Annotated in this window: 21 protein-coding genes; 11 read left to right on the plus strand and 10 right to left on the minus strand. The window is 71.1% G+C overall.

What is annotated here, in order from left to right; all coding sequences use genetic code 11:
- Window positions 1-7: 7 nt before the first annotated feature.
- The 4 genes from FHT38_RS03890 to FHT38_RS03905 all read right to left on the minus strand — a co-directional run bounded on the left by FHT38_RS03890 (window position 8) and on the right by FHT38_RS03905 (window position 4,935).
- Window positions 8-1,705 (minus strand): nitrite/sulfite reductase, encoded by a 1,698-nt coding sequence (locus FHT38_RS03890; protein WP_183490079.1) that lies wholly within the window; start codon window positions 1,703-1,705, stop codon window positions 8-10.
- Between the two features lie 199 nt (window positions 1,706-1,904).
- On the minus strand, window positions 1,905-2,834 hold the full coding sequence (gene ybiB / locus FHT38_RS03895; RefSeq protein ID WP_183490082.1) for a DNA-binding protein YbiB: 930 nt from the start codon (window positions 2,832-2,834) through the stop codon (window positions 1,905-1,907).
- Window positions 2,835-2,977: 143 nt separating this feature from the next.
- Window positions 2,978-3,538 (minus strand): outer membrane protein, encoded by a 561-nt coding sequence (locus FHT38_RS03900; RefSeq protein ID WP_183478450.1) that lies wholly within the window; start codon window positions 3,536-3,538, stop codon window positions 2,978-2,980.
- Window positions 3,539-3,840: 302 nt separating this feature from the next.
- Window positions 3,841-4,935: an ornithine cyclodeaminase gene (locus FHT38_RS03905; RefSeq protein ID WP_183490085.1), complete on the minus strand. Its 1,095-nt coding sequence runs from the start codon at window positions 4,933-4,935 to the stop codon at window positions 3,841-3,843.
- Between the two features lie 216 nt (window positions 4,936-5,151).
- On the opposite strand from FHT38_RS03905, the gene FHT38_RS03910 reads away from it, so the two are divergent.
- Complete coding sequence (locus FHT38_RS03910) at window positions 5,152-5,577, plus strand: Lrp/AsnC family transcriptional regulator (RefSeq protein ID WP_091722186.1); 426 nt, start codon at window positions 5,152-5,154, stop codon at window positions 5,575-5,577.
- 41 nt (window positions 5,578-5,618) lie between these two features.
- Here FHT38_RS03910 and FHT38_RS03915 read toward each other — a convergent pair whose 3' ends face one another.
- Window positions 5,619-6,482: a hypothetical protein gene (locus tag FHT38_RS03915; RefSeq protein WP_183490088.1), complete on the minus strand. Its 864-nt coding sequence runs from the start codon at window positions 6,480-6,482 to the stop codon at window positions 5,619-5,621.
- A gap of 120 nt (window positions 6,483-6,602) precedes the next feature.
- Between FHT38_RS03915 and pncB the strand changes: the two genes are divergently transcribed.
- Complete coding sequence (gene pncB, locus FHT38_RS03920) at window positions 6,603-7,817, plus strand: nicotinate phosphoribosyltransferase (protein WP_183490091.1); 1,215 nt, start codon at window positions 6,603-6,605, stop codon at window positions 7,815-7,817.
- 32 nt (window positions 7,818-7,849) lie between these two features.
- On the opposite strand, the gene FHT38_RS03925 is transcribed toward pncB, so the two are convergent.
- A complete protein-coding gene (locus FHT38_RS03925) occupies window positions 7,850-10,255 on the minus strand; it encodes a penicillin acylase family protein (protein WP_183490094.1) in 2,406 nt (801 codons plus the stop codon).
- A gap of 83 nt (window positions 10,256-10,338) precedes the next feature.
- Here FHT38_RS03925 and FHT38_RS03930 point away from each other — a divergent pair, with 83 nt between their 5' ends.
- On the plus strand, window positions 10,339-11,319 hold the full coding sequence (locus FHT38_RS03930; RefSeq protein ID WP_183490097.1) for a patatin-like phospholipase family protein: 981 nt from the start codon (window positions 10,339-10,341) through the stop codon (window positions 11,317-11,319).
- Window positions 11,320-11,337: 18 nt separating this feature from the next.
- Here FHT38_RS03930 and FHT38_RS03935 read toward each other — a convergent pair whose 3' ends face one another.
- Window positions 11,338-11,907: a YdeI family protein gene (locus tag FHT38_RS03935; protein ID WP_091722209.1), complete on the minus strand. Its 570-nt coding sequence runs from the start codon at window positions 11,905-11,907 to the stop codon at window positions 11,338-11,340.
- Window positions 11,908-12,151: 244 nt separating this feature from the next.
- Between FHT38_RS03935 and FHT38_RS03940 the strand changes: the two genes are divergently transcribed.
- Entirely contained in the window at window positions 12,152-12,859 is a 708-nt protein-coding gene (locus FHT38_RS03940; protein ID WP_183490100.1) for a TetR/AcrR family transcriptional regulator, read from the plus strand.
- A gap of 107 nt (window positions 12,860-12,966) precedes the next feature.
- Here the strand turns inward: FHT38_RS03940 and phaP are convergent, their stop codons facing one another.
- Complete coding sequence (gene phaP / locus FHT38_RS03945; RefSeq protein ID WP_091722216.1) at window positions 12,967-13,524, minus strand: TIGR01841 family phasin; 558 nt, start codon at window positions 13,522-13,524, stop codon at window positions 12,967-12,969.
- Window positions 13,525-13,722: 198 nt separating this feature from the next.
- On the opposite strand from phaP, the gene FHT38_RS03950 reads away from it, so the two are divergent.
- The 6 genes from FHT38_RS03950 to FHT38_RS03975 all read left to right on the plus strand — a co-directional run bounded on the left by FHT38_RS03950 (window position 13,723) and on the right by FHT38_RS03975 (window position 19,896).
- Window positions 13,723-14,676 (plus strand): histone deacetylase, encoded by a 954-nt coding sequence (locus FHT38_RS03950; RefSeq protein ID WP_183490104.1) that lies wholly within the window; start codon window positions 13,723-13,725, stop codon window positions 14,674-14,676.
- Window positions 14,677-14,705: 29 nt separating this feature from the next.
- Window positions 14,706-15,179, plus strand: coding sequence for a thioesterase family protein (locus FHT38_RS03955; RefSeq protein WP_183490107.1), 474 nt, complete (start codon window positions 14,706-14,708; stop codon window positions 15,177-15,179).
- Complete coding sequence (locus FHT38_RS03960) at window positions 15,176-15,907, plus strand: nitroreductase (protein ID WP_183490110.1); 732 nt, start codon at window positions 15,176-15,178, stop codon at window positions 15,905-15,907. The genes FHT38_RS03955 and FHT38_RS03960 overlap by 4 nt, the downstream gene beginning before the upstream one ends.
- Window positions 15,908-15,998: 91 nt before the next feature.
- Window positions 15,999-16,982, plus strand: coding sequence for a D-glycerate dehydrogenase (locus FHT38_RS03965; RefSeq protein ID WP_091722233.1), 984 nt, complete (start codon window positions 15,999-16,001; stop codon window positions 16,980-16,982).
- A gap of 185 nt (window positions 16,983-17,167) precedes the next feature.
- Window positions 17,168-18,634 (plus strand): DNA recombination protein RmuC, encoded by a 1,467-nt coding sequence (locus tag FHT38_RS03970; protein WP_183490113.1) that lies wholly within the window; start codon window positions 17,168-17,170, stop codon window positions 18,632-18,634.
- On the plus strand, window positions 18,631-19,896 hold the full coding sequence (locus FHT38_RS03975; RefSeq protein ID WP_183490116.1) for an MFS transporter: 1,266 nt from the start codon (window positions 18,631-18,633) through the stop codon (window positions 19,894-19,896). Before FHT38_RS03970 ends, FHT38_RS03975 begins: the two co-directional genes overlap by 4 nt.
- Window positions 19,897-19,901: 5 nt before the next feature.
- Here FHT38_RS03975 and FHT38_RS03980 read toward each other — a convergent pair whose 3' ends face one another.
- Window positions 19,902-20,861: a hypothetical protein gene (locus FHT38_RS03980; protein ID WP_183490119.1), complete on the minus strand. Its 960-nt coding sequence runs from the start codon at window positions 20,859-20,861 to the stop codon at window positions 19,902-19,904.
- A 255-nt stretch (window positions 20,862-21,116) separates the two neighbouring features.
- Between FHT38_RS03980 and FHT38_RS03985 the strand changes: the two genes are divergently transcribed.
- Window positions 21,117-24,353 carry an EAL domain-containing protein gene (locus tag FHT38_RS03985; protein ID WP_183490122.1) on the plus strand — a complete coding sequence of 1,079 codons (3,237 nt, stop codon included), beginning with the start codon at window positions 21,117-21,119 and terminating at the stop codon, window positions 24,351-24,353.
- Here the strand turns inward: FHT38_RS03985 and FHT38_RS03990 are convergent.
- Entirely contained in the window at window positions 24,338-26,410 is a 2,073-nt protein-coding gene (locus tag FHT38_RS03990) for a M3 family metallopeptidase (RefSeq protein ID WP_183490125.1), read from the minus strand. The genes FHT38_RS03985 and FHT38_RS03990 overlap by 16 nt on opposite strands.
- Between the last annotated feature and the right edge of the window lie 37 nt (window positions 26,411-26,447).

A 26,447-nucleotide genomic window follows, 5' to 3' on the forward strand; every position in this document is an offset into this window, starting at 1 on the left:
CGGCGGCTCAGTCGGTGGTCTGCTTGGCGGTGGTGCGGCGGATGCGGTTGGTCGCCTGCTTGAAGGCGTCCAGGCCGATGCGGCGCACCGTCTGGAGGAAGCGCTCGCCGGCTTCGCGCTCGCGGCGGTAGGTTGCGATCACGGCCTCGACGGCGTCGGCCGCCTCGTCGGCCGCGAAGGACGGGCCGATCACCTTGCCCGGCACTGCGGCGCCCGACAGCGTCGAGCCGTCCGAGCCGCCCAGCGTGATCTGGTACCACTCGCTGCCGTCCTTGTCGACGCCCAGCACGCCGATGTGGCCGCTGTGGTGGTGGCCGCAGCTGTTGATGCAACCGCTGATGTGCAGGTCGATGTCGCCGATGTCCCAGAGCTCGTCCAGGTCCTGGAAGCGCTCGGTGATCTCGGCCGCGACGGGAATGGAACGGGCGTTGGCCAGCGCGCAGAAGTCGCCGCCGGGGCAGACGATCATGTCGGTCAGCAGGCCGATGTTGGGCGTGGCGAAGCCTTGCGCCTTGGCCGCTTCGTAGAGCGCGGGCAGGTCGCTTTCGCGCACCCAGGGCAGCAGCAGGTTCTGGTCGTGGGAGACGCGCAGCTCGCCATGGCTGAAGCGGTCGGAGAGGTCGGCGGCGGCGTCCATCTGCGCGTCGGTGATGTCGCCCGGCGGCAGGCCCAGGCGCTTGAGCGACAGCGTCACCGAGCGGTAGCCGCTGACGCGGTGGGCGTGGACGTTGCGCTCCAGCCAGCGGCGGTAGGCCGGGGCGGCGCCTTCGAAGATGTCGATGCCCGCGGCCGGGGTCACGCCTTGCGGCTCGACGAAGCTGGCGGCGACGCGGGCCAGTTCAGCCTCGGGAATGATCTGCTCGTGGCTGCCGGCATCGTCGTTCAGGATGGACTGGTACTCGGCGTTGACGGCGTCGAAGTAGGCCTGGCCTTCGGCCTTCACCAGGATCTTGATGCGCGCCTTGTACATGTTGTCGCGGCGGCCGAAGCGGTTGTACGTGCGCACGATCGCCTCGAGGTACAGCAGGATGTGCTGCCACGGGAGGAAGGGGTTGATCTCCTGGCCGATGATGGGCGTGCGGCCCATGCCGCCGCCGACGAAGACCTGGAAGCCGACCTCGCCCGCTTCATTGCGGCGCAGCTGCAGGCCGATGTCGTGCCAGCCGATGGCGGCGCGGTCTTCCTTCGCGCCGGAGATCGCGATCTTGAACTTGCGCGGCAGGAAGGCGAATTCAGGATGCAGCGTCGACCACTGGCGCAGCACTTCGGCGTAGGGGCGCGGGTCGATGAGTTCGTCGGCCGCGACGCCGGCGGTGACGTCGCTGGTGATGTTGCGGATGCAGTTGCCGCTGGTCTGGATGCCGTGCATGTCGACATCGGCCAGCAGGTCCATCACGTCGGCCGACTGCGGCAGCGGGATCCAGTTGAACTGCAGGTTCTGGCGCGTGGTGAAGTGGCCGTAGCCGCGGTCGTGCTCGCGGGCGATGCGGCCGAGCTGGCGCAGTTGCCTGGACGACAGCACGCCGTAGGGGATGGCGATGCGCAGCATCGGCGCGTGGCGCTGGATGTACCAGCCGTTCTGCAGGCGCAGCGCGCGGAAGTCATCGTCGGGGAGCTGACCGGCCAGATGGCGCTCGAGCTGGTCGCGGAATTGGGCCGCGCGGGCGTGGACGAACTGGCGGTCGAAATCGGTGTAGGCGTACATGGCGTCAGCTGGGCCCCGGCCGGGTTTCAAGAAGGGCCCGCCGCGTCATCTGACACCGCGGCTGGCGCCCTGGGCTGGCCGGGAGTCTGGACTCTATGAACGCTTTATATATATGAGAACTACAAATTCGTAGATTGCTTATGGCGAGATAAGCATATGAATGGAGCTGCAAAGGCGCTGGCGGCCGCCGGCCGCGTGCTCAGGCGGTCGCCAGGCGGCGCAGCGCGGCGAGCTGGTCCGCGATGCGCGGCGGCAGCGGCACGGTCCCGGCGAGGATCGCGCGAATCAGCGCGGCGTTGTCCGCCGGCTCGCAGGCGGTGGACAGCGGCCAGTCCAGATCCTCATTGCTTTGCGGATTGAGATCGATCGCTTGTCCGTCCGCGAAGCCTTGCAGATGCGCCTTGCGCCGCAGATGCAGATAAGCCTCGCCTTCACTGGCGCGCATCAGCAGCGCGCGCCCGCCGCCGGTGCTCAGGACGGGCAGCGCCGTCCCCATGCTGTCGACGTACTCGGGATGCGTCACCGCCACCACGCGCACGCTGCACCCGGGCAGCGGATCCAGCAGCTTGGCCACGCTGTGGCTGCTGTTGCGCAGCCCCAGCCGCGGACGCAGCGCCATCATCGCGTCGAGTCCCGGATGGATCGCCGCCGTCGGAAGGATGGCGAGCCGATCCGCTGCGAGCCGCTGCCCGGCTTCTTCGACGTCCCGCGCCACCGGCAGCCCCAGGGCCTCGAACAGCTCGAACGGACTGATGCGGCTGTCGAAGTCATGCCGGCCGTGGATCAGCACCGGGATGCCTTCCCGCGCCAGCAGCATCGCCACCAGCGGCATCAGGTTGGCCTGCTTGCGGGCGCCGTTGAAGGTGGGCAGGACCACCGTGCGCGGTCCCTCGGGGGCCGGGACGCGCGCCGCGCCGGCCTGCATGGCCTCGACGAAGCCCAGCAGCTCGTCCAGGCTCTCGCCCTTGATGCGCATCGCGATGAGGATGGCGCCGCGCTCCAGATCCGGCACGGTGCCGTCGAGCAGCTGTCCGAAGAGCTCGCGCGCCTGCTCGCGCGTCAGGTCGCGGGCGCCGCGCGCGCCGCGGCCGATTTCCTTGATGAGCGGGGCGTAGGGAGCGGAGTCCACGGCAGGTCGGTGCGAAGGCGCGGGGGCGGAACAAGCGCCGCATCTTAGCCAGCCCGGCGTCCGGGAACCCAGGAGGTGGAACGGCCCGCGCGCGGGCCGTTCCGCACCCGGGCGGCCGCGTCATCGGCCGCCCGGGCTCACGATCAGAACACCGAGCGCAGCACCACGCTGAACGCGCGGATGTTGGCCTTCTCCTTCGCCAGCTTGGCGCGGGTGAAGTCCGCGCCCAGGCCCACCGAGTAGGTGTCGTTCAGCGCGAAGGCGGCACCGAGGCCGAGGTAGGGCTGGACCGAGCGCTCGCGGGCGCTCTGGGTGGTGATCTTGTTGTCCCAGGTGCTGGCCTTGATCTGGTTCCAGGCCACGCCGCCGCGGGCGTTCAGGCTCAGCCGGTCGGTCAACGGGTAGCGATAGACGCCGCCGATGCCCCAGCCGCTGAGCTTGGCGCGGGCGCCGTTGACCTCGTCGCCGGCCTTGACGCGGGCGTAGTCCAGCCAGCTCGCTTCAACGCCCAGGCCGCCACCGAACAGGTAGCCCAGGCTCAGGCGCGAGTCGACGTCGGTGGCATCGCATTTGGGCAGGTCGCGGCACTGGCCGTTGACCTTGCCGGTGCCCAGCGAGGCTTCGAGATACACCTGCGCCTGCGCCGCGCCTGCGCCCACGGCCAGCGCGAGCACCAGAAGGGAAGGGAACGGAGAGAACTTCATGCGGGATTGCTTTCGTTGGATTGAAAAAGAAGCGCCAGCGCGAAGCTGGCGAATCGGATTCTTGAAAGGGCAACCCCGGGCGTAAATCGCATCCATCAGGCAGCGTGGCGTCGTGACTGACTCATGCAAGGGGGAAGGATCTGCGGGTGGGTGGAAGGCGGCGTTGACGGTATCTTCGGAGCGCAGACCGCGCACGCCAGCCGATGCACACGCACACGCAGACGCAGACGCGAGAGCGGACGAAAAAAAGCCGGTCCAAGGACCGGCTTGCTTGCGCGTGGAGCGCCGACGGGCAAAGGCGCTCAGGCGGCCAGCGGCGTGATCACCGGGGCCGGCGTGGCGGCGCCCGTGGCGATGCCGAGGCCTTGGGGCTGCGCCGGCAGGCCCAGTTCACCGAACAGGTCCTTCGGGTCGGCCATGTCCGGCACCAGCGCCAGGTCGCGGCCCAGTCCCAGGGCCAGCGCCCGGTCGCGCAGCCAGCGCAGCGTGGCGAAGTCCTCGAGCGCGAAACCGACCGAGTCGAAGACCGTGACCTCCTCCGCCGAGCGCCGGCCCGCGGCCTCGCCGCGCAGCACGCGCCAGAACTCGGTGACCGGGAAGTCGGCGGGCATCTGCTGCAGGTCGCCTTCGATGCGCGATTGCGGCTCGTACTCGACGAAGACGCTGGCGCGCTCCAGCACGCCGCGATGCAGTTCGGTCTTGCCGGGGCAGTCGCCACCGACGCCGTTGATGTGCATGCCGGGCTCGACCATCTCCGGCGTCAGGATGGTGGCATTGCGCTTGTCGGCGGTGACCGTGGTGACGATGTCGGCGCCGCGCACCGCTTCGGCGGTGTCGCGGCAGCGGACGACCGTCAGACCCTCGATGCGCGACAGGTGACGGACCAGCTTGTCCGTCGCCGCCGGGTCGACGTCGAACAGGCGGATCTCGGCGATGCCCAGCAGGTGGTGGAAGGCCAGGGCCTGGAACTCCGCCTGGGCGCCGTTGCCGATCAGCGCCATCACGCGCGAGTCGCGGCGGGCCAGGTGTTGCGCGGCCAGCGCCGAGGTGGCGGCGGTGCGCAGCGCGGTGCTGAGCGTCAGCTCGGACAGCACCTGCGGGGTGCCGGTCGCGACATCGGCGAGCACGCCGAAAGCCATCACCGTGGGCAGGCCCACGAGGTGGTTTTTGGGGTGACCGTTGACGTACTTGAAGGTGTAGAGCGCGGCGTCGGAGATCGGCATCAGCTCGATCACGCCTTCGTCGGAATGGTTGGCGACGCGGGCGCTCTTGTCGAATTCGGCCCAGCGGACGTAGTCGTCGGCGATGTAGCGGGCCAGGGTCCGGAAGCTGTGCGCCAGGCCGTCGTGGCGAACCACGCGGGCGACGTCGGAGGTGAGGAGCAATCGGGTCGTCATCGGCCGTCTCATGGCAGTGGAGATGCCTCCATTCTTCGGATCCGCGTGTCAGCAGGAAGCCAAACAACTGATCAATAATCGAAGCCGATTGGGCATTTCGGCAGCGGCGGCTGTCGAAATGACGTGAAATCCGGGTTAACCCTGGGCGCTGTACGCGCATCCGCGCCGGACATGCGCCACGATGGTGCGGCCCGGTCGCGACTTCCGGGAGCCTCCATGGACACGCTGGACCATCAACTCATCGCGCTGCTGCGCCAGGACGCGCGCGCCAGCATCGCGACGCTGGCGCACAAGCTGAAGGTGTCGCGGGGGACGGTGACCAACCGGCTGACGCGCCTGGAGGACAGCGGCCAGATCGTCGGCTACACCGTCCGGCTGCGCGCCGACGTGGCCCAGCCGCACATCACCGCCTGGATGAGCATCGCCGTCGAGGGCAACCGCACCCGCGAGGTCGTCGGCATCCTGCTGGGCGAGCCCGGCGTGGCCGGGCTGTTCGACACCAACGGCCGCTGGGACCTGCTGGCCGAATTGCGCGCCGACAACCTCAGCGAGCTGGCGGAGATCCTGGAGCGGGTGCGCCTGATCAAGGGCATCGGCGCGACCGAGACCAGCATCCACCTGCAGACCTACAAGCTGTCCTGACGCCGCGTCCGGCCGCGCCAGGCCGCGCATCACGCGTTGCGTCAGCGTTTCGCGGGCGGCGCGTCCTCGTCGGGTTCGGGCGCGTCGGGCTCGAGTTGGAAGTGGCCGTCGCGCAGTTCCATGCGGGTGCGCTGCACCACCGGGCGCGGCGCCGGGCAGTCGCCTTCGTTGAAGCGCAGCACGATCTCCACGCGCGGGCCGCGGCCGGGGCTCAGCACGCTGACGCCCGAGGTCTGCGGCGCCGCGCCCGCGCCGCAGGCCTGCGGACCGGGCTTGTCGTCGAAGCCGAGTTCGGCGCCAAGCTGCAGTTCGCCGTCGCGCTCCAGCACCAGGCGCTCGCTGCGGCTCTCGCGGCCGCGGTCCTGGTCGTGGCGCCGGCTGCGCAGGATCCAGCGCTGTTCGTCGAGCTGCAGCAGTTGCAGGTCCTCGTCGCCCGAGCCCGGCGCGCCGGCCATCAGGAGTGGGCCCTTGGCGCGCAGGCGCCAGCGGCCCTGCGCGTCGGCGGCCAGCACCGCCGCGCCGAGCGCCGGCACGCAGGCGGGGCAGCGGAACTGCTCGCGCGGTCCGGGCGTCAGCTGGTAGACCAGCATCAGCTTGTCGACGTCCTGCTCGACGTAGCGCGCGCGGAAGACCTCGCGCACTTCGGCGCGCAGGGTCGGCGAGCGGCCGCCGAAGAAGGCGGCGACGCGCGCATCGCGCCAGCTGCTGCCGCCGTAGACCATCTTCATCGCGAGCTCGGGCTTGGGCGGTTGCTCGATGGCCACGGGGAGCTGCGCGAGCGCGTTCGCGGCGGCGAGCAGCAGCGGCGCGGCGGCGCCCAGCGCGAAGGCTCGGGACGAGACAGGGAGGAAGGCGGGGCGTTGGAACACGTCGGCGGCGAATCGGAGGTACCAGGGGGCGATCATCGCCGAGTGCTGGAGTGAAGGCGGGGCAGGGCCGAGGTAGGGCCAGGGTTGAGGGCCGGGGCAAGGGCCTGGGTGAGGGCCGGAAGCAGGGGCGGGAAGGCGGCGGTACAGTCGCCGCCCATGAGCCGTTCCGACACCTCGCCGCCGGTGATCCGCAGCCTGCTGGAGACCGACCTCTACAAGTTCACGATGTGGCAGGCGATGCTGCACCGGCATCCGCAGGCGCAGGCCGAGTACCGCTTCGCCTGCCGCAACACGCCGCAGTACCCGCTCGCGACGCTGCTGGCCGACCTCGAGCGAGAACTGGACCACCTGTGCGCGCTGACCTTCAGGCCCGACGAGCTCGACTACCTGCGCGGCCTGCGCTTCATGAAGCCGGACTTCATCGACCTGCTGCGCATCTTCCGTTTCCAGCGCGATTTCATTTCGGTGCGCGCGGACGGCGAGCGGCTCGAGATCATCGTGCGCGGCCCGCAGGTGCATGTGATGGGCTTCGAGATCTTCGTGCTGGCGATGGTCAACGAGCTGTACTTCCGGCGCTTCGATGCCGCGCCGGCGATCGAGGAAGGCCGGCGGCGGCTGAGGCGCAAGGTCGAGACGGTCCGTGCCTTCGTCCGTGACGAGGCGCCGCGCCGCCACCCGTTCCAGTTCTTCGACTTCGGCCTGCGCCGGCGTTTCTCCGGCGCCTGGCACGAGGAGGTGCTGCGCACGCTGCGCGACGAGCTGCCGGAGACCTTCCGCGGCACGTCCAACGTGCTGCTGGCCAAGGAATTGGGGCTGGTGCCGATCGGCACGATGGCGCACGAGTACCTGCAGGCCTACCAAGCCACCGGCGTGCGGCTGCGCGACCACCAGAAGGCGGCGCTCGAGGACTGGGTGCAGGAGTACCGCGGCGACCTGGGCATCGCGCTCACCGACGTGATCGGCATGGACGCGTTCCTGGCCGATTTCGACCTGTACTTCGCCAAGCTCTTCGACGGGCTGCGCCACGATTCGGGGGATCCGGTGGAATGGGGCGAGAAGGCGCTGGCGCACTACGAGCAGCTGCGCATCGACGCCAACACCAAGCGGCTGGTGTTTTCCGACGCGTTGGACATGCCCAAGGCGCTGGCGCTGTACCGTCATTTCGCGGACCGCGTCCAGCTGGGCTTCGGCATCGGGACCCAGCTCAGCAACGACATGGGGCTGCCGACGCTGAACATCGTCATCAAGCTGACCCACGTCAATGGACAGCCGGTGGCCAAGCTCTCCGACAGCCCCGGCAAGACCATGTGCGAGGACCAGACCTTCCTGGCCTACCTGCGGCAGGTGTTCAAGGTGCCGAGTCCGCGATAGGCGCTCGCGTCCTGCGACGGCGGTGGCCGTGCTCAGTCCCGGTGCGCCGTGATGCGATGGATCACCGGGCCCGCCAGCAGCGGCGTGGGCTTGCCCTCGACCCAGTCCCGGTGCCCCGCGCCGTAGAACGGCGACATCGGATGGCCGCTCTGCCCGCCCGCCATCGACAACCAGCCTTGTTCCTCGCGGCCCGGCGAGACGACCAGCCGCTCCGACTGCCCGAAGGCCGGCCCGGCCACATGCGGCAGGTTGCTGTCGCCCGACTGCGGCACCGACGGCATGTCCAGCCAGCGCGACAGCGCCGGGATCGCCTTGGCCAGCGGATGCTGGATGCGACTGGCGTTCTGCGCGCCCCAGGTGGCACCGCCGAGGTTGCCGTCCGGCGCGATTTCGCGGGCCGCGGCGTCCAGTTGCGCCAGCAGCAACGCATCCCAGCTCGCGTAGGCCGCCGGCAGCAGGTGCACGGGACGCTCGTCGAGCGCGCGCGCCGCGCTGTATTCGAACTGGTTGCGCCAGCGGATGCGGCGCTTCGGGTCGAGCTGCCGATCGCCCAGCGCGGGCAGCGTCCACGCCTCCCACAAGGTATCGAGCACCCGCAGCCGCGCCTGGCGCACCAGGCGGTAGGCAGCCGAGTCCGCGTCGGCGCGCCCGTTCCAGTTCTCGAGCAGCTGCACGAACGCACGGTGCGTCGGATGGGTCGCGGCGTCGCTGCGCGCCACCGCCAGCAGCCGAGCCGCCCAGGTCTTCATGAAGCGCGCCTCGTCGTCGTGATGGATCGCGCCGATCGAGGCTTCGTCGTGCTTCTCGCGCGCCGCGAGCCGGTCGCGGATCTGTTGCGCGCGGGCGCCGAGATCGAAGCCGCCGTCGCCGAGCAACTCGCCGGGCGCGCCATCCAGCTGGCGGTTGTTGGCGGTCCACAGCTGGCCTCGCGCCGGCGAGAGCACCTGTGGCGCCCGGTCCGGATCGAGCCACTCCCGGCGCATCGCGCCCGGCGCGACGAAGCGCCCGAAACCGTCCGGCAGCCCCGGCTGCGCCCACAACCGACCGGCGATGGTCCAGCCGATCTGGCCGTCGCGGTCGGCGGCGATCAGGTTCTGGTGCGGCATGCCGGCGCGCTGCGCCAACGCCAGCGCGTCGCTGACATGGCGCATCCGCAGCATCCGGTCCAGCTCGAGGTTGTAGGCCGCGCCCTGATGCGCGACCCAGTGCAGCGCGAAGCGGCGCTCGCCGTCGCTGGTCACGATCGGCGCGCCGTCGATCTCGCTGACCGTCATCGTCACCGCGGGACCGCCGTGGACTTCCAGGGTCTCGGTGTGCGTCGAGGTCTTGGCGTCGGGCGGCACCTCGACCCAGTCGAACCACTGGCCGTAGGCGTTCGTGAAGCCCCAGGCCACCGCGCCGTTGCTGCCGACGACCATCGCCGGCAGGCCCGGCAGCGTCACGCCGGCGGCGCGCAGGCCGTTCGCGCCGCTGCCGATCTGGAACTGCGCGCGGTACCAGATCGCCGGCACGCCCAGGCCCAGGTGCATGTCGTCGGCCAGGATCGCGCCGCCGTGCGTCGAGCGCGAACCGGCGACCGCCCAGTTGTTGCTGCCCAGCACCGGCGGCTCCGCGCGGGCGCTCGCCGGCGAGGCCGCGGGACCGGGGACGGACGCGCTGGCCGGCGCCTTGGGCGCTGGAGCGCGACGCAGGTCCAGCTGCTCGGGCGTCGGCATCGGCGGCGGCGGCAGCTGGCTGCCGTCGAGCGCCGCGTCCCAGCGGCCGCCCCGCGGGCTGAGCCAGTCGAAGACCGCGTCGCCGGCGCGCTCGCGCAGCACCGCGCGCTCGAAGCCGGCCTCGAAGCTGGTCCCCTGCAGCATGAAGTACATCTCCGCGATCACCAGCAGCGAGTCCACCGGCGTCCAGTCCTGCGGCCGCGCGCGCAGCAGCAGGTAGGGCCAGGGCCGCATCGGCAGCGCATGCAGCCCGGCGTTGACGCCCTCGGTGTAGGCCAGCAGCAGCAGCCGGTCCTCGCCGGAAAGCTGCTCGAAGCGATCGGTCAGCCGCGCCCGCAGCCGATGCACGCGCCGCGTGCGATCGCGCTCCAGCGCCTTGTCCCCGAACAGCGCGGACAGCTCGCCGGCGGCCGAGCGGCGCGTCAGGTCCATCTCGAAGAAGCGTTCCTGCGCATGGGCGAAGCCCAGCCCGCGCGCCACGTCCAGCCGCGTGCGGCCCTCGACGACCAGCGTGCCGAGCGCGTCGCGGCCCAGGCTCACCGGCGCGCTCAGGCCGGGGATCGCGGCGTCGCCGTCGAGCTGCGGCAGGCTGGCGCGCACGCTGGTCCAGACGCCGAGCGCCAGCGCGATCAGCAGCAGCGGCAGCCCGATCAGGGCCCGCACCAGCCAGCGTCGGGGCGCGCCGGGTCGGCGGTGGCTGTCCTTGGCGCTCTTGTCGTTCATCGATGGGCTCTCCGCTTGCGGGCCGGGATTGTGCGTGCGCCTGGCAACAGGATCGCTACAGCGTTTCCCTAGAATCCCGCGCCATGTTCCGAGACGACCGCGACCCTACCAAATCCGCCGGCCTGCCGCCCGTGCCGTCCCGTCGCCGCTGGCTGCTTGCCGCCGGTGCCGCCGGCCTGGGCGTGCTGGGCGGCTGCACGACGCTGTCGCCCACCAGCGCGCCGACGCCGGTGGTGACCACGCCCGACCCCGAGCTGCCCACGCCGGTCACGCCCAAGCCGGTGCCCAAGCCCCCGCGCCTGGGCCTGGCGCTGGGTGGCGGCGCCGCGCGCGGTTTCGCCCACATCGGCGTGATCCAGGTGCTGGAGGAAAACGGCATCAAGGTCGACCTGGTCTGCGGCACCTCGGCCGGCAGCCTGGTGGGGGCGCTCTACGCGGCCGGGCGCAGCGGCAAGGAGCTGCAGACCGTCGCCGAGGCGATGGACGAGGGCGCGATCACCGACTGGACCTTCCCGATGCGCGGCCTGATCCGCGGCGAGGCGCTGGCGCGCTACGTCCGGCAGATGACCGGCAACCGCGGGCTGGAGCAGCTGCCGCTGCCGCTGGGCATCGTCGCGACCGACCTGGGCGACGGCTCGCCCATCCTGTTCCGCCAGGGCGACGTGGGCACCGCGGTGCGGGCGTCCAGCGCCGTGCCGGCGGTGTTCCAGCCGGTGAAGATCGGCAACCGCGAGTACGTCGACGGCGGCCTGGTGGCGCCGGTGCCGGTGCGCTTCGCGCGGCAGATGGGCGCGGAGCTGGTCATCGCCGTCGACATCGGCGAGCCGCCCGATCCCAAGATCCCAGGCGACGCGATGCGCATGCTGCTGCAGACCTTCTCGATCATGGGCAAGTCGATCAACCAGTACGAGCTGCAGGGCGCCGACGTGGTGCTGCGGCCCAAGCTGGACGGCTTCAGCGGCTCGGACTTCAGCACCCGGCGCCGCGCGATCACGCTGGGCCGCGAGGTGGCGACGGCGATGCTGCCGGAGATCCGCCGCAAGATCGCCGCGAAGACGCGCTGATCCGCGGGAGCGGGGCGTCTAGAGGCGCTCGCCGCGCGCGCTGGCCTCGATCAGCTTGTTCAGCCGGGCCAGCTGGGTCTCGGGCTTCTTCGCGCTGAGGATGTGCCAGATGCTGGTGCGGCGGTAGCCGTCCGGCTGCTGCTGGAAGAAGGCCCAGGCGGCCGGATGCCGCATGAAGACGACCTCGTGGGCCGGCGTCAGTTCCACCAGTTCCTTGGGCTGCTCGAACGCATAGACCCGCGAGCGCTCCTCCTGGCGGCGCTCGAAGGCGGCCAGCCCGGCCGGCTTCATGCGACCTTCCTGGATCAGCGCCTCGGCGCGGGCGATATTGACCGCGCTCCAGATCGACACCGCCTTGCGCGGCGTGAAGCGGATCTTGTAGCGCTTGTCGTCGATGCGGGTGCGCACGCCGTCGATCCAGCCGTGGCAGAGCGCCTCGTCGACCGACTCCGGCCAGGCGAGGCTGGGTTCGCCGGTGGCGCGCTTGTGGAAGCCGACCACGACCTCGGTGGCCGTGGCGGCGTGCTGGTCGAGCCAGTCGCGGAACTCGGCGGCGCTGGCGAAGAAGATCGGGGTGCGGGTGGCCATGGGCCGCGAGTATGCCCCGGTGCCGGGCTCGGCCTGGCAGCAGCGCCGGTGCCCGTGGCGCGCGTTTTGCCCTTGGACAGGAAGCGCCGGTCGCCGTCGGCCCGCGAGGAGGGGTTGGGGTCAGCTTTTTGCGTACGTGTACGCAATGACGAAGGTCCCGTCCCGCGCGGGTTCACGAGGATTGGATGCGGTCGCCAGCGTGAGATAACGTACGCCGACAATAACCTTTGGATGCAGGAACGCCGTGGCACACATCGATCAGCACACCGACCGCGAGCGGCCCCGGCTGCGCCGCGGCCCCGCCGAGATGGCCGCGCTCAAGCGCGAGATGCTGGAGCGCGCTCGCAAGATCTACCGGGACGAAGGCGTGGAGGCGCTGAGCATGCGGCGCCTGGCGCAGGAGCTGGGGATCTCGACGATGGCGATCTACAGCTACTTCGAGAGCAAGAAGGCGCTGCTGGACGGGCTGTGGATCGAGGTCTTCGAGGCGCTGACCGACGAGCTGCTGGACGCCTCCAAGGACCAGCGCGCCCCGCGCAAGGTGCTGGAGGCGCACACCCGCTGCCTGCTGGACTTCTGGGAGCGGCATCCGGAGCAGTTCCGGATGATCTACATGTCGCTGACCCAGACCGGCTCGCTCGAGGAGATCGGCCAATCGCAGCAACCGGTCTACAACCGGCTGCTGGGCCTGATGCGGGAGCGGGTGGCGGCTTGCGCGCCGGAGGGCTTCGAGCCCGATGAAACCGCGATCCGGCTGATCTGCGACCAGATGTCGGTGCGCACCATGGGCTACCTGATGATGGTGATCGGCCTGCCGCGTTACCCGCTGTACGACCGCGAGGCGCTGCGCGAATTCACCGTGCAGGGCGTGCTGCGCGACGTGGCGGACCAGTTCGCCCGCTTCGCCTCGGGGGCGAACGCGGCGACGCCGGTGGTGTCGTCCGGCGACTGATCCGCACCAAAAAAAAGCCCAGCATGAAGCTGGGCTTGAAGGGCACTTGGGAAGCCAAGCTTCCTTGGGTACCGAGGAGACAACCGTTGCGGCAACTCTCGGAACGCTCAGGCCGTGGCGCGCTTGGCGGTACGGGTGGCGTTCTGGGTGGCCTTCACCGCCGTGCTGGTCACGGCGTTGAAATTCGATTCAGCGATCTCGGAGGCCTGCTTGGCAGCCTTGTGCAGGCTTTCGTAAGCGTTGTTGGCCGCGGCGACCGCCGACTTCACCAAAGCAACAGCATTTTCCGTGCCAGCCGGGGCGTTCTTGGTCGCGTTGTCGACGACGGCGCCGAACTTGACCTGGGCGTCGGCGACTTGCGACTCGGCCAGCTTGACGAATTCCGACGAGGTCGACGAGGCGATGTCGTACAGGTGACGGCTGTAGGCGACGGCCTTCTCGGCGGTCGGTTGCAGCAGCGAGGCCTGCAGGGCCCACAGTTCCTGCGGATCCTTGACCGTGATGGCCTGCTGGGCGGTTTCGGCGGCTTCGCCGAGCGCGGTCTTGGCGACCTGCAGGTTCAGCTCGACCAGCTTCTCGTAGCCTTCGAAGGCCTTGGCCGTCAGGCCGAACAGGGAAGCTTGCAGGTTCTTTTGTTGGTCGAGCACTTGGTCAGCGGTCAGCATGCGAGATCTCCTTTGAGAGTGATGTCAGCCAGGGGAAATGCGGCAGGCTGAGCGCCGTTGCTGACCTTTGTTGCGGTGCAGCATGAACTCAGTATAGGACCGTCGACGACGATTGCAAGCACTTTTTGTGCATCGCAGCAAAATCCGGGAAACCGGCCTGACGGCGCGGCACGGCGGGCTCTGCTAGCGTCCCGGACCATGCTTGCCTTCCATTACGACCATTTGACGCTGGCCCTGCCGCCCGGGCATCGCTTCCCGCAGTCCAAGTACCAGATGCTGCGCGAGCGGGTGGAGCGCGAGCCCGGCGTGATGCGGCCGCGGGTGGCCGAGGCGGCCGGGATCGAGGCGCTGGCGCTGGTGCACACGCCGGACTACATCGACGCCGTGATGCACGGCACCCTGAGCGCGGCGGCGCAGCGCGAGATCGGCTTCCCCTGGGGGCCGGCGCTGCCGCGGCGCTCGCTGTGCTCGGTCGGGGCGACGATCGCGGCGGCCCGGGGCGCCCTGGAAGAGGGCGTGGCCGCCAGCCTGGCGGGCGGGACGCACCATGCGTATGCGGACAAGGGCAGCGGCTTCTGCGTCTTCAACGACGTGGCGGTGGCCGCGCGCCTGATGCAGGCGGAGTGGCACCGCCGCCATCCGGGGCGCCCCGGCCTGCGGGTGCTGGTGGTGGACCTGGACGTCCACCAGGGCAACGGCACGGCCAGCATCTTCCAGGACGACGACAGCGTGTTCACCTTCTCCGTCCACGGGGAGAAGAACTTCCCCTTCCGCAAGGAGGCGAGCGACCTGGATGTCGGCCTGCCCGACGCCTGCGGGGACGCGGTCTACCTGGACGCGCTGCAGACCGCGCTGGCCGAGGTCTGGCGGCGCCTGGCCGACCGCCCGCCGGGGCTGGCCTTCTACCTGGCCGGCGCCGATCCGCACGAGGGCGACCGGCTCGGCCGCCTCAAGCTCAGCGCCGACGGGTTGCTGCGCCGCGACCGGATGGTGCTGGACGCGCTGGTCGAGCGCCGCATCCCGGTGGCGCTGAGCATGGCCGGCGGCTACGGCGAGGACCTGGCCGTGACCGTCGAGGTGCAGATGCGCACGCTGGGCGCGGCGGCGCAGGCCTGGGCGCGCTGGTGCGACAGTAGCCCGCGCGACACCTGACCCCGCGCGGCGGTGGAAGAATCGCCGCCATGTCCGCCAACCGCTCCGACGCCTCCACGCCCGAGCCACGCCCGGCCCCCGAGCCGCGCCAGGCCTTCGCCCGTTTCCAGCCGGTGCCCACGCGCTGGATGGACAACGACGTCTACGGCCATCTGAACAACGTCGTCTACTACAGCCTGTTCGATACGGCGGTGAACCGCTATCTGATCGAGCAAGGCGCGCTGGACCTGCACCATGGCACCGTCATCGGCCTGGTCATCGAGACGCACTGCAACTTCTTCGCCTCGCTGGCCTTCCCGCAACTCGTGGAAGCCGGCCTGCGGGTGACGAAGCGCGGCCGTTCCAGCGTCCGCTACGAGATCGGCCTGTTCGCCGAGGGCGAGCCGCTGTGCGCCGCGCGCGGGCACTTCGTCCACGTCTATGTCGACCGGGAGACGCGCCGCCCGGTGGACGCGCTGCCCGACACCTACCAGCAAGCGCTGCGAGCGCTGGAGATGCCATGACCCTGCCCGACCCGCTGCCCAATCCGTTCACGCCACCCACGCCCGAGCAATCCGCGGCGGTGGACGCCGCCATCGTGACCCGCCACTCGATGCGCGCCTTCCTGCCCACGCCGGTGCCGCGCGCGCTGATCGAGGAACTGCTGGCCGTGGCGGCGCGGGCGCCCTCGGGCACCAACACCCAGCCCTGGCAGGTCCATGTGCTCACCGGCGGCGCGAAGGACAGGCTGGTGGCGCGCATCCAGTCGGTCTACGACGACCCGGAGGAACTGGCCACCCACAGCGAGGAGTACGCCTACTACCCGCGCGAGTGGGTCTCGCCCTACATTGATCGCCGCCGCAAGGTCGGCTGGGACCTGTACGGACTGCTGGGCATCACCAAGGGCGACAAGCTGCGCATGCATGAGCAGCACGGCCGCAACTACCGCTTCTTCGACGCGCCGGTGGGCCTGATGTTCACCATCGACCGGGTGATGCAGCAGGGCAGCTGGCTGGACTACGGGATGTTCCTGCAGAACATCATGGTGGCGGCGCGCGGCCGCGGCCTGCACACCTGCCCGCAGGCGGCCTTCACCCAGTTCCACCGCGTGATCGCCGAGGAATTGGGCCTCGCGCCCAACCAGCAGGTGGTCTGCGGGATGTCGCTGGGCTACGCGGACCCGGCGGCGATCGAGAACACGCTGGTCACCGAGCGCGATCCGGTGGCCGCGTTCACCCGCTTCCTCGAGTGAGGGACACGCGGACGCCGAGGTGGGCGATCCGCGTGCAGCCTCCCGGGACCCTCGGCCTACAGTTGGCGCTTTCCTGCACGGAGATGCGCCCATGAGCAAGCCCAGCGTCCTGGTGGCCCGGAAGACCTTCGACGACATCGTCGACCGGCTGCGCCCTCACTTCGAGGTCGAGGCCAACGACAGCGACACGGGCTGGTCCCAGGACGAACTGATCCGCCGCCTGCAGGGCAAGGCCGGCGCGTACATCGCCGGCGGCGACCGGATCGACGCGAAGCTGCTCGACGCCTGCCCCCAACTGAAAGCCGTCTGCACGATGGCCGTGGGCTACAACAACATCGACGTGGCCGCCTGCACCGCGCGCGGCGTGGTCGTGACCAACGCGCCGGACGTGCTGACCGAAACCACCGCGGACTTCGGCTTCGCGCTGATGATGGCGACCGCGCGCCGCATCACCGAGAGCGAACACTTCCTGCGCCGCGGCGAGTGGAAACAATGGTCGGTGACCATGTTCGCCGGCGCCGACGTGCATGGCGCGACGCTGGGCGTGCTCGGCATGGGTCGCATCGGCGCGGCGATCGCGCGGCGCGGGCACCTGGGCTTCGGCATGCCGGTGCTGTATCACAACCGCTCGCGCCTGCCGGCCGACCAGGAAGCACCGCTCGGTGCGCAGTGGGTCGAAAAGGACGAATTGCTGCGACGCGCGGACCACCTGATCATCGTGGTGCCCTACAGCGCGTCGTCGCACCACCTGATCGGCGAGCGCGAGCTCCGCTTGATGAAGAAGACAGCGACGCTCACCAACATCGCGCGCGGCGGGGTCGTCGATGACGCGGCGCTCGCGGCGGAGCTCAAGGCCGGCACCATCGCCGCGGCGGGCCTGGACGTGTTCGAAGGGGAGCCGACCGTGCATCCCGACCTGCTCGCGTGCGAGAACGTGGTGCTCACGCCCCACATCGCCAGCGCCACCATCGCGACGCGGCGGGCGATGAGCAACCTCGCCGTCGACAACCTGATCGCAGCGCTCACGGGTGGGGTGCCGCCGACGGCGTTGAATCCGGAAGTGCTGCGGGGGTGAGGGCGCCTACCTGCGATGGACGGCGCGCTGGCCGCCATGGCATGGGGCCGCAGGCGGCAAGCGCCTGAACCCCAAGCCATGCCGTCCCCCACCATCGGCGTCCTGCCACGGCTTGGGTGTGGCGGACTGCATCGGTTGTGGGTGTGGCTTGCGGGAGGGGCGGCTGGCGCTGAGAGAATCGCTCGATGACTTTCGTTGACCTGCTGCATCTCGCCCTCTCCGGGGTGATCGTGATCCTCCTCATCGCCGTCTGGCTCGCGCTGCGACGACAGTCCGGCGCGGATCCAGCGGCGGCCATGGGCCCGCTGGTGCAGCAGTCCGGGGAACGGCTGGAGCGCCTGGAGCGGGCGCTGCGCGATGAGCTGGGTCGCGTGAACACCGGCCTGCGCGAGGAAGTCGGCCGCGGGAACGCCGGCCTGCGCCAGGAGACGCTGACCACGCTGACCCAGTTCCAGCAGGCGCTGTTGACGCAGGGCGGCGATACGGCGCGCTCGCAGAACGAGCAGATCGACGCCTTCCGCGTGCAGCTGGCGCAGCTGCAGCAGTCGCTGGCGCAGCAGGCCGCGACCGCGCGCGAGGCGCAGGACGCCGCCGCCGCGCGCACGACCACGGTGCTGACGGAGCAGCTGCAGGCGCTGGCCCAGCGCAACGAGGCGGGTCTGGCGGAAACCCGTCGCACGGTGGAGGCCCGGCTGCAGTCGATCCAGCAGGACAACGAGAAGAAGCTCGAGCAGATGCGGGCGACCGTCGACGAGAAGCTGCACGCGACGCTGGAGCAGCGCCTGGGCGAGAGCTTCAAGCAGGTCGCCGAGCGGCTGGAGCAGGTCTACCGGGGCCTGGGCGAGATGCAGACGCTGGCGCGCGATGTGGGTTCGCTGAACCGGGTGCTGACCAACGTCAAGACGCGCGGGATCTTCGGCGAGGTGCAGCTGGCGGCGCTGCTGGAACAGGTGTTCACGCCGGAGCAGTACGCGGCCAACGTCGAGACGGTGCCGGGCAGCGGCGGGCGCGTCGAATTCGCGCTGAAGCTTCCCGGTCAGCGCGACGACGGCAAGCCGATCTGGCTGCCGATCGACGCCAAGTTCCCGCGCGAGGATTACGAGCGCCTGCTGGAGGCACAGGAGCGCGCCGACGCGCCGGCGGCGGAACTGGCCGGCCGGGCGATCGAAACGCGGCTGCGGCTGGAAGCCAAGACCATCCGCGAGAAGTACCTGGGCCCGCCGCACACGACCGACTTCGCCCTGCTGTTCCTGCCCACCGAGGGCCTGTATGCCGAGGCGCTGCGTCGCCCCGGCCTGAGCGAGGCGCTGCAGCGCGAGCACAAGGTGATGCTGGTCGGCCCGACGACGCTGCTGGCGACGCTGTCCAGCCTGCAGATGGGCTTCCGCACGCTGGCGCTGGAGAAGCGCTCGGCTGAGGTGTGGGAGGTGCTGTCGGCGGTGAAGACGGAGTTCGGCAAGTTCGGCGACGTGCTGGCCAAGACGAAGAAGAAGCTCGAGGAAGCGAGCAACACGATCGATGCCGCCGAGGTCCGCACCCGCGCGATGACCCGCCGGCTCAAGACGGTCGAGGCGCTGCCCGAGGACCAGATGTCCCGCGTGCTGCAGCTCGGCGCCACGGACGCGCCCGACGAGGAAGGCGCCGCCGGATGAGCGACAGGCCCGGCTCGACGCCCCCGCGTGCGCCCGGGCCCGCGCCTGTCGGCACGAACGCCGACGCGATCGGTATCCCGCAGCCGCCGGTGGCGGGATACACCGGCCTGAGCGTCGGCTTCGCGGCGGTGATCGCCTCGCTGGTGGCGGTGCATGCGTGCATGGCCACGACACGGGTCGCGGCGACGCTGTGGGTGCTGCACCAGGGCTACGGTGGTGGTTTCGTCGGCGTGCTGCTGAGCCTGTTCGCGGTCGCGCCGCTGGGGCTGTCGATGTGGGCCGGCCGGCTGGCCGACCGCCACGGCTTTCATCGGCCGGTCGGCATCGGCGTGGCGATGGCCTTCGCCGGCGCGGTGCTGGCGCTGGCCGCGCAGCTGCTGGGCTGGTTGTGGCTGCTGGCGCTGGGCTGCCTGCTCTGTGGCGGCGCGGTCGCCGTCTCGGCGGTCGCGATCCAGCGCGAGGCCGGCCTGATGGCCCGCGATGCCTCGCAGCTCAAGCGCGTGTTCAGTTGGGTGGCGCTGGGGCCGGCGCTGTCCAACGCGCTGGCGCCGGTGATCACCGGCATCGTCATCGACCTGGCGGGCTTCAGCGCCGCGCTGGTGCTGTCGACCCTGCTGCCGCTGGCGGCGTGGGCGGTGGCGCTGCGCGTGCCGCGGCAGGCCCCGGCGCCGCTGGCGACCGGCGCCAAGCCGCGACCCGCCTGGGACCTGCTGAAGGACCGCGGCCTGCGCAACCTGCTGATCGTCAACGTCGCGATGTCCTCGTGCTGGGACGCCCACAGCTTCGTTGTCCCGGTCGTCGGCCACGCGAAAGGCTTGTCGGCCTCGAGCATCGGCCTGGTGCTGGGCAGCTTCGCCGCCGCGGCGACGCTGGTCCGTCTGGCCATCGTGCGCTGGGCCCATCACATCGACGAGGTCAAGGCGCTGCGCGCGGCGATGGCCATCGCCACAGTGACGCTGATCGTCTATGCCTGGCTGCCCGGCACGCTGGGGCTGATGGCGGGCTCGGCGGTGCTGGGGCTGGCGCTTGGCGCGGTGCAGCCGATGGTGCTGGCGACGATGCACCAGGTCACGCCGCCCGACCGACATGGCCAGGCGCTGGGGCTACGGATGCTGGCGTCCAACGGCGCGACGGTGGCGATGCCGCTGGGCTTCGGCGCGCTGGCCGCGATCAGCGTCGCGGCGGCGCCGCTGTGGCTGATGGCCTCGGTGCTGGTGGGTGCGCAGTTCGCCGCCAGAGAGATGGGCCGCTCGACGCGCTGACACCCTCACTCGCCCGGCGCCATCGCGACCTGCCGGCGTGCCTCCTTGTGCTTCATCGCCACATACTCCTCGAGCGACTGCTCATGCAGCTGGCGCGCATAGCGCTCGGTCGCCGCGAACCAATCGCGCAGGCGCCGGTCCAGCCGCTGGTCGGAGGGCGTGGACAGCGTGTCGAGGTAGGACTCGATCGCGAGGAAATAGCGCATCGTGTTGCGTTCCGCGATGCCCTGGATGCCGCCGACATAGCGCGGCTGACCATCGTCCTCGCGGCCGACCACGGTGAAGCCGACCTTGTCGCGGCCCGAGGTCGCCAGATAGGCGTTCGTCGCCACCCGCGCGGCGAAGTTGTTCATGTAGGCATACCGCAGCCGCACGAAGCTGCGCCTGGCGTCCAGCGGCACCGCCTCCAGCGTGAGCCGGTAGTGGCTGGTCCCCATCGGTCCCTTGTTCGCGCTCATCTCGACGAGCAGGTACTGCGGCTGCGCCGCCAGCACCTGGAAGCGGAAGTCGAGCGCATAGGCATCTTCGATCGGCTGGTCGAACTTGCGGCCGATCGCCATGTGCAGCGTCGCGCCCGGTGCGGCGTCGTCCTCGACCGCGCAGCGCTTGACGTTGGCCGGCAGCGTGAGCACGTCGCACCACGCCCCGGCGTCGCGCAGCGCGCCCGCCAGCGTCGCGAAGTTGTGCTGGACGACGGCATGCATCTCGCCGGTCGGCCGTTCGGTGTCGTTCACCGAGCTCAGGACGATCGGCCGCTGGAAGGGGCTACGCGCCAGCTGCGGCGCGAGTTGCTCGTACTGGGCGCGCAAGCCCGCGCCTTGCTGCGCCGAGACCTCCGTCGCGAGCAGCAGCAGCCCCAGCAGCAGTGCCGCATGGGACAGCCAGAACATCACGCCATGATGGCCGGGGCCGTGGCGACCGTGCCTCGGACGCCCGGCATGGAAGAGGGACGGGAGGGAACGCATGGCGAACTCCATCGCTCGACCGAAGGGTCGTTGATCCACCTTAAGGGCGGGGCGGGGGGAGGTCTGTCGGACAAGGCCGCATCGCGTCGTCGGGCCGGCGCGCCCCGCGCACGCGGTGTTGGGAAGCCGGGGGCCTTCGCCTAGGATGCGGCGCGGCGATGATGCGGGCGGAGCAATGAAGCCGCCCACGGGCGCGCCATGAAGCGAGGGACGATGACACGCGAGATGAGGGCTGGATCGAACGGACCGCGAGGCATGCGGGCCCCGCAACGCGGCGCGCTGCGATGGCCTTCGCGCTGGGCCTGGGCCCAAGCGGTGCTGGCGTTGGCGGTGACGGCGGTCGTCGCGCTGCTGTGGTTCGCGCGCCCGCAGGCCGGACCGATCGCGCGGCTCGACGGCCTCGTGCAGGACGCGCAAACCCAGTGGCGCGGTCGGCTCGCGCCCGGCACGACCTATCCGATCACGCTGGTGCAGTTCGATGACGCCAGCGCCGCGCGCTTCGGCAGCACGGCGCCGGCGCGACCGCTGCTCGCCGAGGCGATCGCGCGGGTGCAGGCCGCTCAGCCTCGCCTCATCGCGATCGACCTGCCGATGCAGGGCGCGCGGCCCGACGGCGACGCCGCGCTGGCGGCCGCCATGCGCGGCGGCGCGCCGGTGCTGCTGCCGTTCGCGCTGCCGACCACCACGATCTCCGCGGCCTCCGCCTCGCCCACCGCCCCCTTGCCCCCAGCCGAAGCGCCGGCACTCGAGCCAGCCGCGGCCGTACCGCCCGCGCTGCGCGCCCAGGCCTTCCTCAACGTCGAGGGCGAGCCCCGCAGCGCGCTGCGCCCGACGCGCGCGGACGCGCCGCCGGAGCCGCTGCTGTCGGCGGCGAAGTCGCTGGGCCATGTGCAGCTGGTGCGCGAGGCCGACGGCGCGGTGCGTCACGAGTTGCCGGCCCTGCCGCTGGACGGCGCGGCCTATCCGTCGCTGGCGCTGCGCATTGCCGGCGACGCGATGCGCCAGCCCTGGTCCGAGGCGACGCTGCGCTGGAGCCGCGACCTGCGCTGGGGCACGCTGCGCGTGCCGCTGGACCTGCTGTCGCGCCAGGGCTTGAATCCCTACGGCCCGGCCGGCACCTTTCCGTCGGTGTCGCTGGCCGACCTGGTCGACGGCAAGGTGCCCGACGAGGCGCTGCGCCACCGCATCGTGATCCTGGGCGTGTCGGCGCGCGGGGCTGGCGCCGCTACTCCCACACCGTTCGACGCCGGCCTGCCCGACGCGGAACGGCTCGCGACCGTCGTCGACAACCTCCTGACCGGCCGCACGCTGACGCGACCGTCCTGGGCTCCGCTCGCGGAACTGGCCGCGCTGCTGGCGCTGCCGCTGCTGTGCGCGGCGCTGCTGGCACGCGGCCGGTTGTGGCTCGGACTGCTTGGCGTCGCGCTGCTGGTGGGCGCAGGCCTGGCCGCGGCGCAGTGGGCCTTCGAGGACCGCTTCCTCGTGCTTGCGCTCGGCCATCCGCTGCTGGCGGTCGCCGCGGCGAGCGTGGGCGTGCTCGGCCTGCGCGGACTTGCCGCCTGGTCGCGACGGCGGGCGGCGTGGCGTCGCCTGAAACTCAGCGAGGAACGCCATGTGCTCGCCGCGCAGGGCGCCAACGACGGCCTCTGGGACTGGGACATCGCGACGGACCGGCTGGAGGTGTCGGCGCGATGGCTGGCGCTGATGGGCGACGCGGCGAGCGGTGCGGGCGGCGGCAGTGACGCAGCTGTCGGTGCCAGTGCCCGTGCAAGCGCCGCTGCTGGCGCTGCTACCGGTGCAGGTACTGATGCTGGTGCCGGTGCCGGTGCCGGTGCCGGTGCTCGGTCGAACGAACGGCCGGACGGCATCGCGCGCTTCACGCGTCCGTTGGACGACGCGGCCGCCGGCCTCTTCCGCGCTGAGCTCGACGCGCACCTGCAGGGCCGCAGCCTGCAGTTCCACCATGTCCTGCGCTTCGAGCAGGGCGGCCAGCGGCGCGCACTGCTCGCGCGCGGCGTCGCGGTGAGGCGCGACGGCAAGCCGGTGCGCATGGCCGGCGCCCTCACGGACCTCAGCGAGCAGGAGCGTCTGCACGAGCAGGCTGAGCAGGATGCGCTGCGCGACCGCCTGACTGGCTTGCCGAACCGAGCGCTGTTCATGGAGCTGATCGCGCAGCGCCTGGCGAATCCGATCCCCGGCGTGCCGATCGGCCTGGTGCTGCTGGGCCTGGACGATTTCCGCGCGTTCGCCGAGCGCCAGGGGCCGGTCGCCGCTGACGCGGTGCTGGTCGAATGCGCCCGGCGCCTGGCCGGCGGCACGGGCCGGGTGGCGCGCGCGGGCCGCGTGGTCGCGCGGCTCGGCGCGGACCAGTTCGGCGTGCTCTTCGACGCCCGCATCGAGGCCGGCGCGCTGGTCGACCGCGTGCCCGAATGGGCGCTGGCGCGCATCGAGGAGCCGTTCCTGTTCGAGACGATCGAGGAAGCGAGCGCGGGCTCGAGAACCGGCGCGCACCGCCTGACCGCCAGCGCGGGGTGGGCCTTCACGGGGCAGGGCAACTTCAGCCCGGACGACCTGCTTGCCGCCGCCGAAAGCGCGCTGGCTCGCGCCAAGGCCGCCGGCACAGGCCACGCGCGCCTGTTCGACCCGACGCAGCCGCGCGTCGAGGCGTCCCGGCGCGCGCTGCGCGAGGACCTCGAGCGCGGCCTGCAGGCGGGGGAGTTCCAGCTGGACTACCAGCCGATCGTCAGGCTGTCGGACCGCGCGCTGCTCGGCTTCGAGGCGCTGATCCGCTGGCGGCATCCCAGCCGCGGCCCGGTGCTGCCGGACGACCTCATCCCGGCGGCGGAGGAGAGCGGCCACCTCATGGCCATCGGCCGCTGGACGCTGATCGAGGCCGCGCTGCAGCTGCGGCGCTGGCGCGAGATCGGCTTCAAGGGCGAGGTCGCGATCAACCTGTCGGCCGCGCAGCTGGCGCAGGGCGACGTGCTGCTCGCCGACGCGCGCGATGCGCTCAAGGCGCTCGGCGAAGTGTCGCCTTCGCAACTGCGCCTGGAGGTCGCCGAGCGCGCCGCGATGGCCTGGCCGCAGCGCCACGCCGAGCTGCTGCAGGCGCTGGCGGGCCTGGGCTTGCGGCTCTCGATCGACGACGTGGGGAGCGCGCAGTCCTCCCTGGCCCATCTGCACCGCTTCCCGGTCGACACGCTGAAGATCGACCGGAGCTTCGTCACGCGGCTGGGCGAGGGCGGCGAGGCGCTGGAGGTCGTGCGCACGATCGGGGGCCTGGCCCGCGCGCGCGGCTGGCGGACCTTGGCCGAAGGCGTCGAGACGCAGGCGCAGGCCGCGCTACTGGAAACGCTCGGCGTGGAGATGGCACAGGGCTGGCTGTTCGCCCAGGCGCTGCCGGCGGAGGACGCCCGGCGCCTGATCCAGACCGTGCCGTGGAAGAAACCGGCGGCGCCGCCGCCGCCGACCCGGTCTCAGGCCATGCCCTGATGCCGCAGCAGCGCGTCGATCCGCGGCTCACGGCCGCGGAAGGCCTTGAAGTTGTCCATCGCGTCGCGGACGCTGCCCATCGACAGGATCTCGTCCAGGTAGCGCCGGCCGGTCGCCGGGTTGAAGACGCCTTCCTCCTCGAACGCGCTCCAGCAATCGGCTGACAGCACCTCGGCCCACTTGTAGCTGTAGTAACCCGCCGCGTAGCCGCCCGCGAAGATGTGCGAGAAGCTGTGCTGGAAGCGGTTGAACGCCGGCGGCGGCAGCACCGTCACCTCGGCCCGCACCTCGTCCAGCACTTCCTGCACCCGGGTCTCGGCGCCGGGCTCGGCATGCAGCCGCATGTCGAAGAGCGCGAACTCGATCTGGCGCAGCGTCTGCAGGCCGGCCTGGAAGTTCTTGGCCGCCAGCATCTTGTCGAACAGCGCCCGCGGCAGCGGCTCGCCGGTGTCCACATGGGCCGACAGCTGCTGGATGACCTCCCACTCCCAGCAGAAGTTCTCCATGAACTGGCTGGGCAGCTCGACCGCGTCCCACTCGACGCCGGAGATGCCCGACACGCCCAGTTCCGCCACGCGCGTGAGCAGGTGGTGCAGCCCGTGGCCGCATTCGTGGAACAGCGTCGTCACGTCGTCGTGGGTGAGCAGCGCCGGCTTGCCGTCCGCGCCCTGCGGGAAGTTGCAGACCAGGTGCGCCACCGGGATCTGTTCGGCGCCGCTGCCGGTCAGGTCCGGCCGCGCCCAGCGGCTGCGCACCTCGTCCATCCAGGCGCCGGGGCGCTTGCCGCTGCGCGCGTACAGGTCCAGGTAGACCTGGCCGATCAGCTGGCCGTCGCGGCGCAGCTCGCAGAACTGCACCGACTCATGCCAGACCGAGGCCTGGGCCGGCACCAGCTGCACGCCGAAGAGCCGGTCGACGATGCGGAACAGCCCGTCCAGCACGCGCGGCAGGGTCAGGTATTGCCGCACTTCCTGGTCGGAGAAGGCGTAGCGCGCCTCCTTCAGCTTCTCGGAGACATAGGGCAGGTCCCAGGCCTGCGGATCGTCCAGGCGCAGCGCGGCCTTGGCGAAGTCGCGCAGCTCGTCCAGGTCGCGCTGCGCATAGGGGCGGGCGCGGGTCGCCAGGTCGCGCAGGAAGCTCATCACCTGCGCCGGCGAGCTCGCCATCTTGGGCACCAGCGAGGCCTCGGCAAAGTTGGCGAAGCCCAGCAGCTTTGCCTCTTCCTGGCGCAGCATCAGCAGTTCCTGCATCAGCGGGCCGTTGTCCCAGTCGGGCTTGTCGCCGAGCTCGCTCGCGCGCGTCACGTAGGCGCGGTACAGGCGCTCGCGCAGCGCGCGGTCCTCGGCGTACTGCATCACCGGCATGTAGACCGGGAAGTGCAGCGTCAGCTTGTGCGCGTCGGCATCGGCGTGGCCGTCCTTCTCGGCGGCGGCGCGCGCGTTGGCGACGACGTCCGCCGGCACGCCCTTGAGCTCGGCGGCGGTGGCGAGGTAGCTCCAGCCGTCGGTGGCGTCCATGACGTGCTCGGAGAAGGCCTGGCCCAGTTCGGCGCTGCGCTCCTGGATCTTGGCGAAACGCGCCTTGGCCTCGCCCTGCAGCTCGGCGCCGGAGAGCACGAAGTCGCGCATCGCGTGCTTGAGCAGCTGGGCGCGTTCGGGCGTCAGGCCCGGCTGCGCGGCGATCGCCTTGTAGAGCGCGTACAGCGCCTCGTTGGCGCCCAGCGCGGTGTGGAACTCGGTCACTGCGGGCAGCATCGCGTTGTAGGCCTCGCGCAGCGCCGGCGTGTTGGCGACCGCGTTCAGGTGGCCGACGGCACCCCAGGCGGTGCCCAGGCGCTCGGTGGCGACGTTCAGGGTGCGGGAGAGGCGTTCGTAGTCGGCCGGCGCGCCGGGCGCCGTGACCTGCTCGAGCGCCTGCTGGGCCTGGGCGAGCAGCTCGGTGATGGCCGGCTGGATGTGGGACGGGTCGATCGCGGCGAAATCAGGCAGCGGCGCGGTGGACAGCAGCGGGTTGGCGGCGGTCGGCGCGGCGGCCGAAGGGGCGGAGGAGTCGGTCATGCAGGCCTCGTGAGTCTGACGAAATGCCGGGACAGTG

Source organism: Mitsuaria sp. BK041, assembly GCF_014193085.1.
In the GTDB taxonomy this organism is placed as follows: Bacteria; Pseudomonadota; Gammaproteobacteria; order Burkholderiales; family Burkholderiaceae_C; genus Roseateles.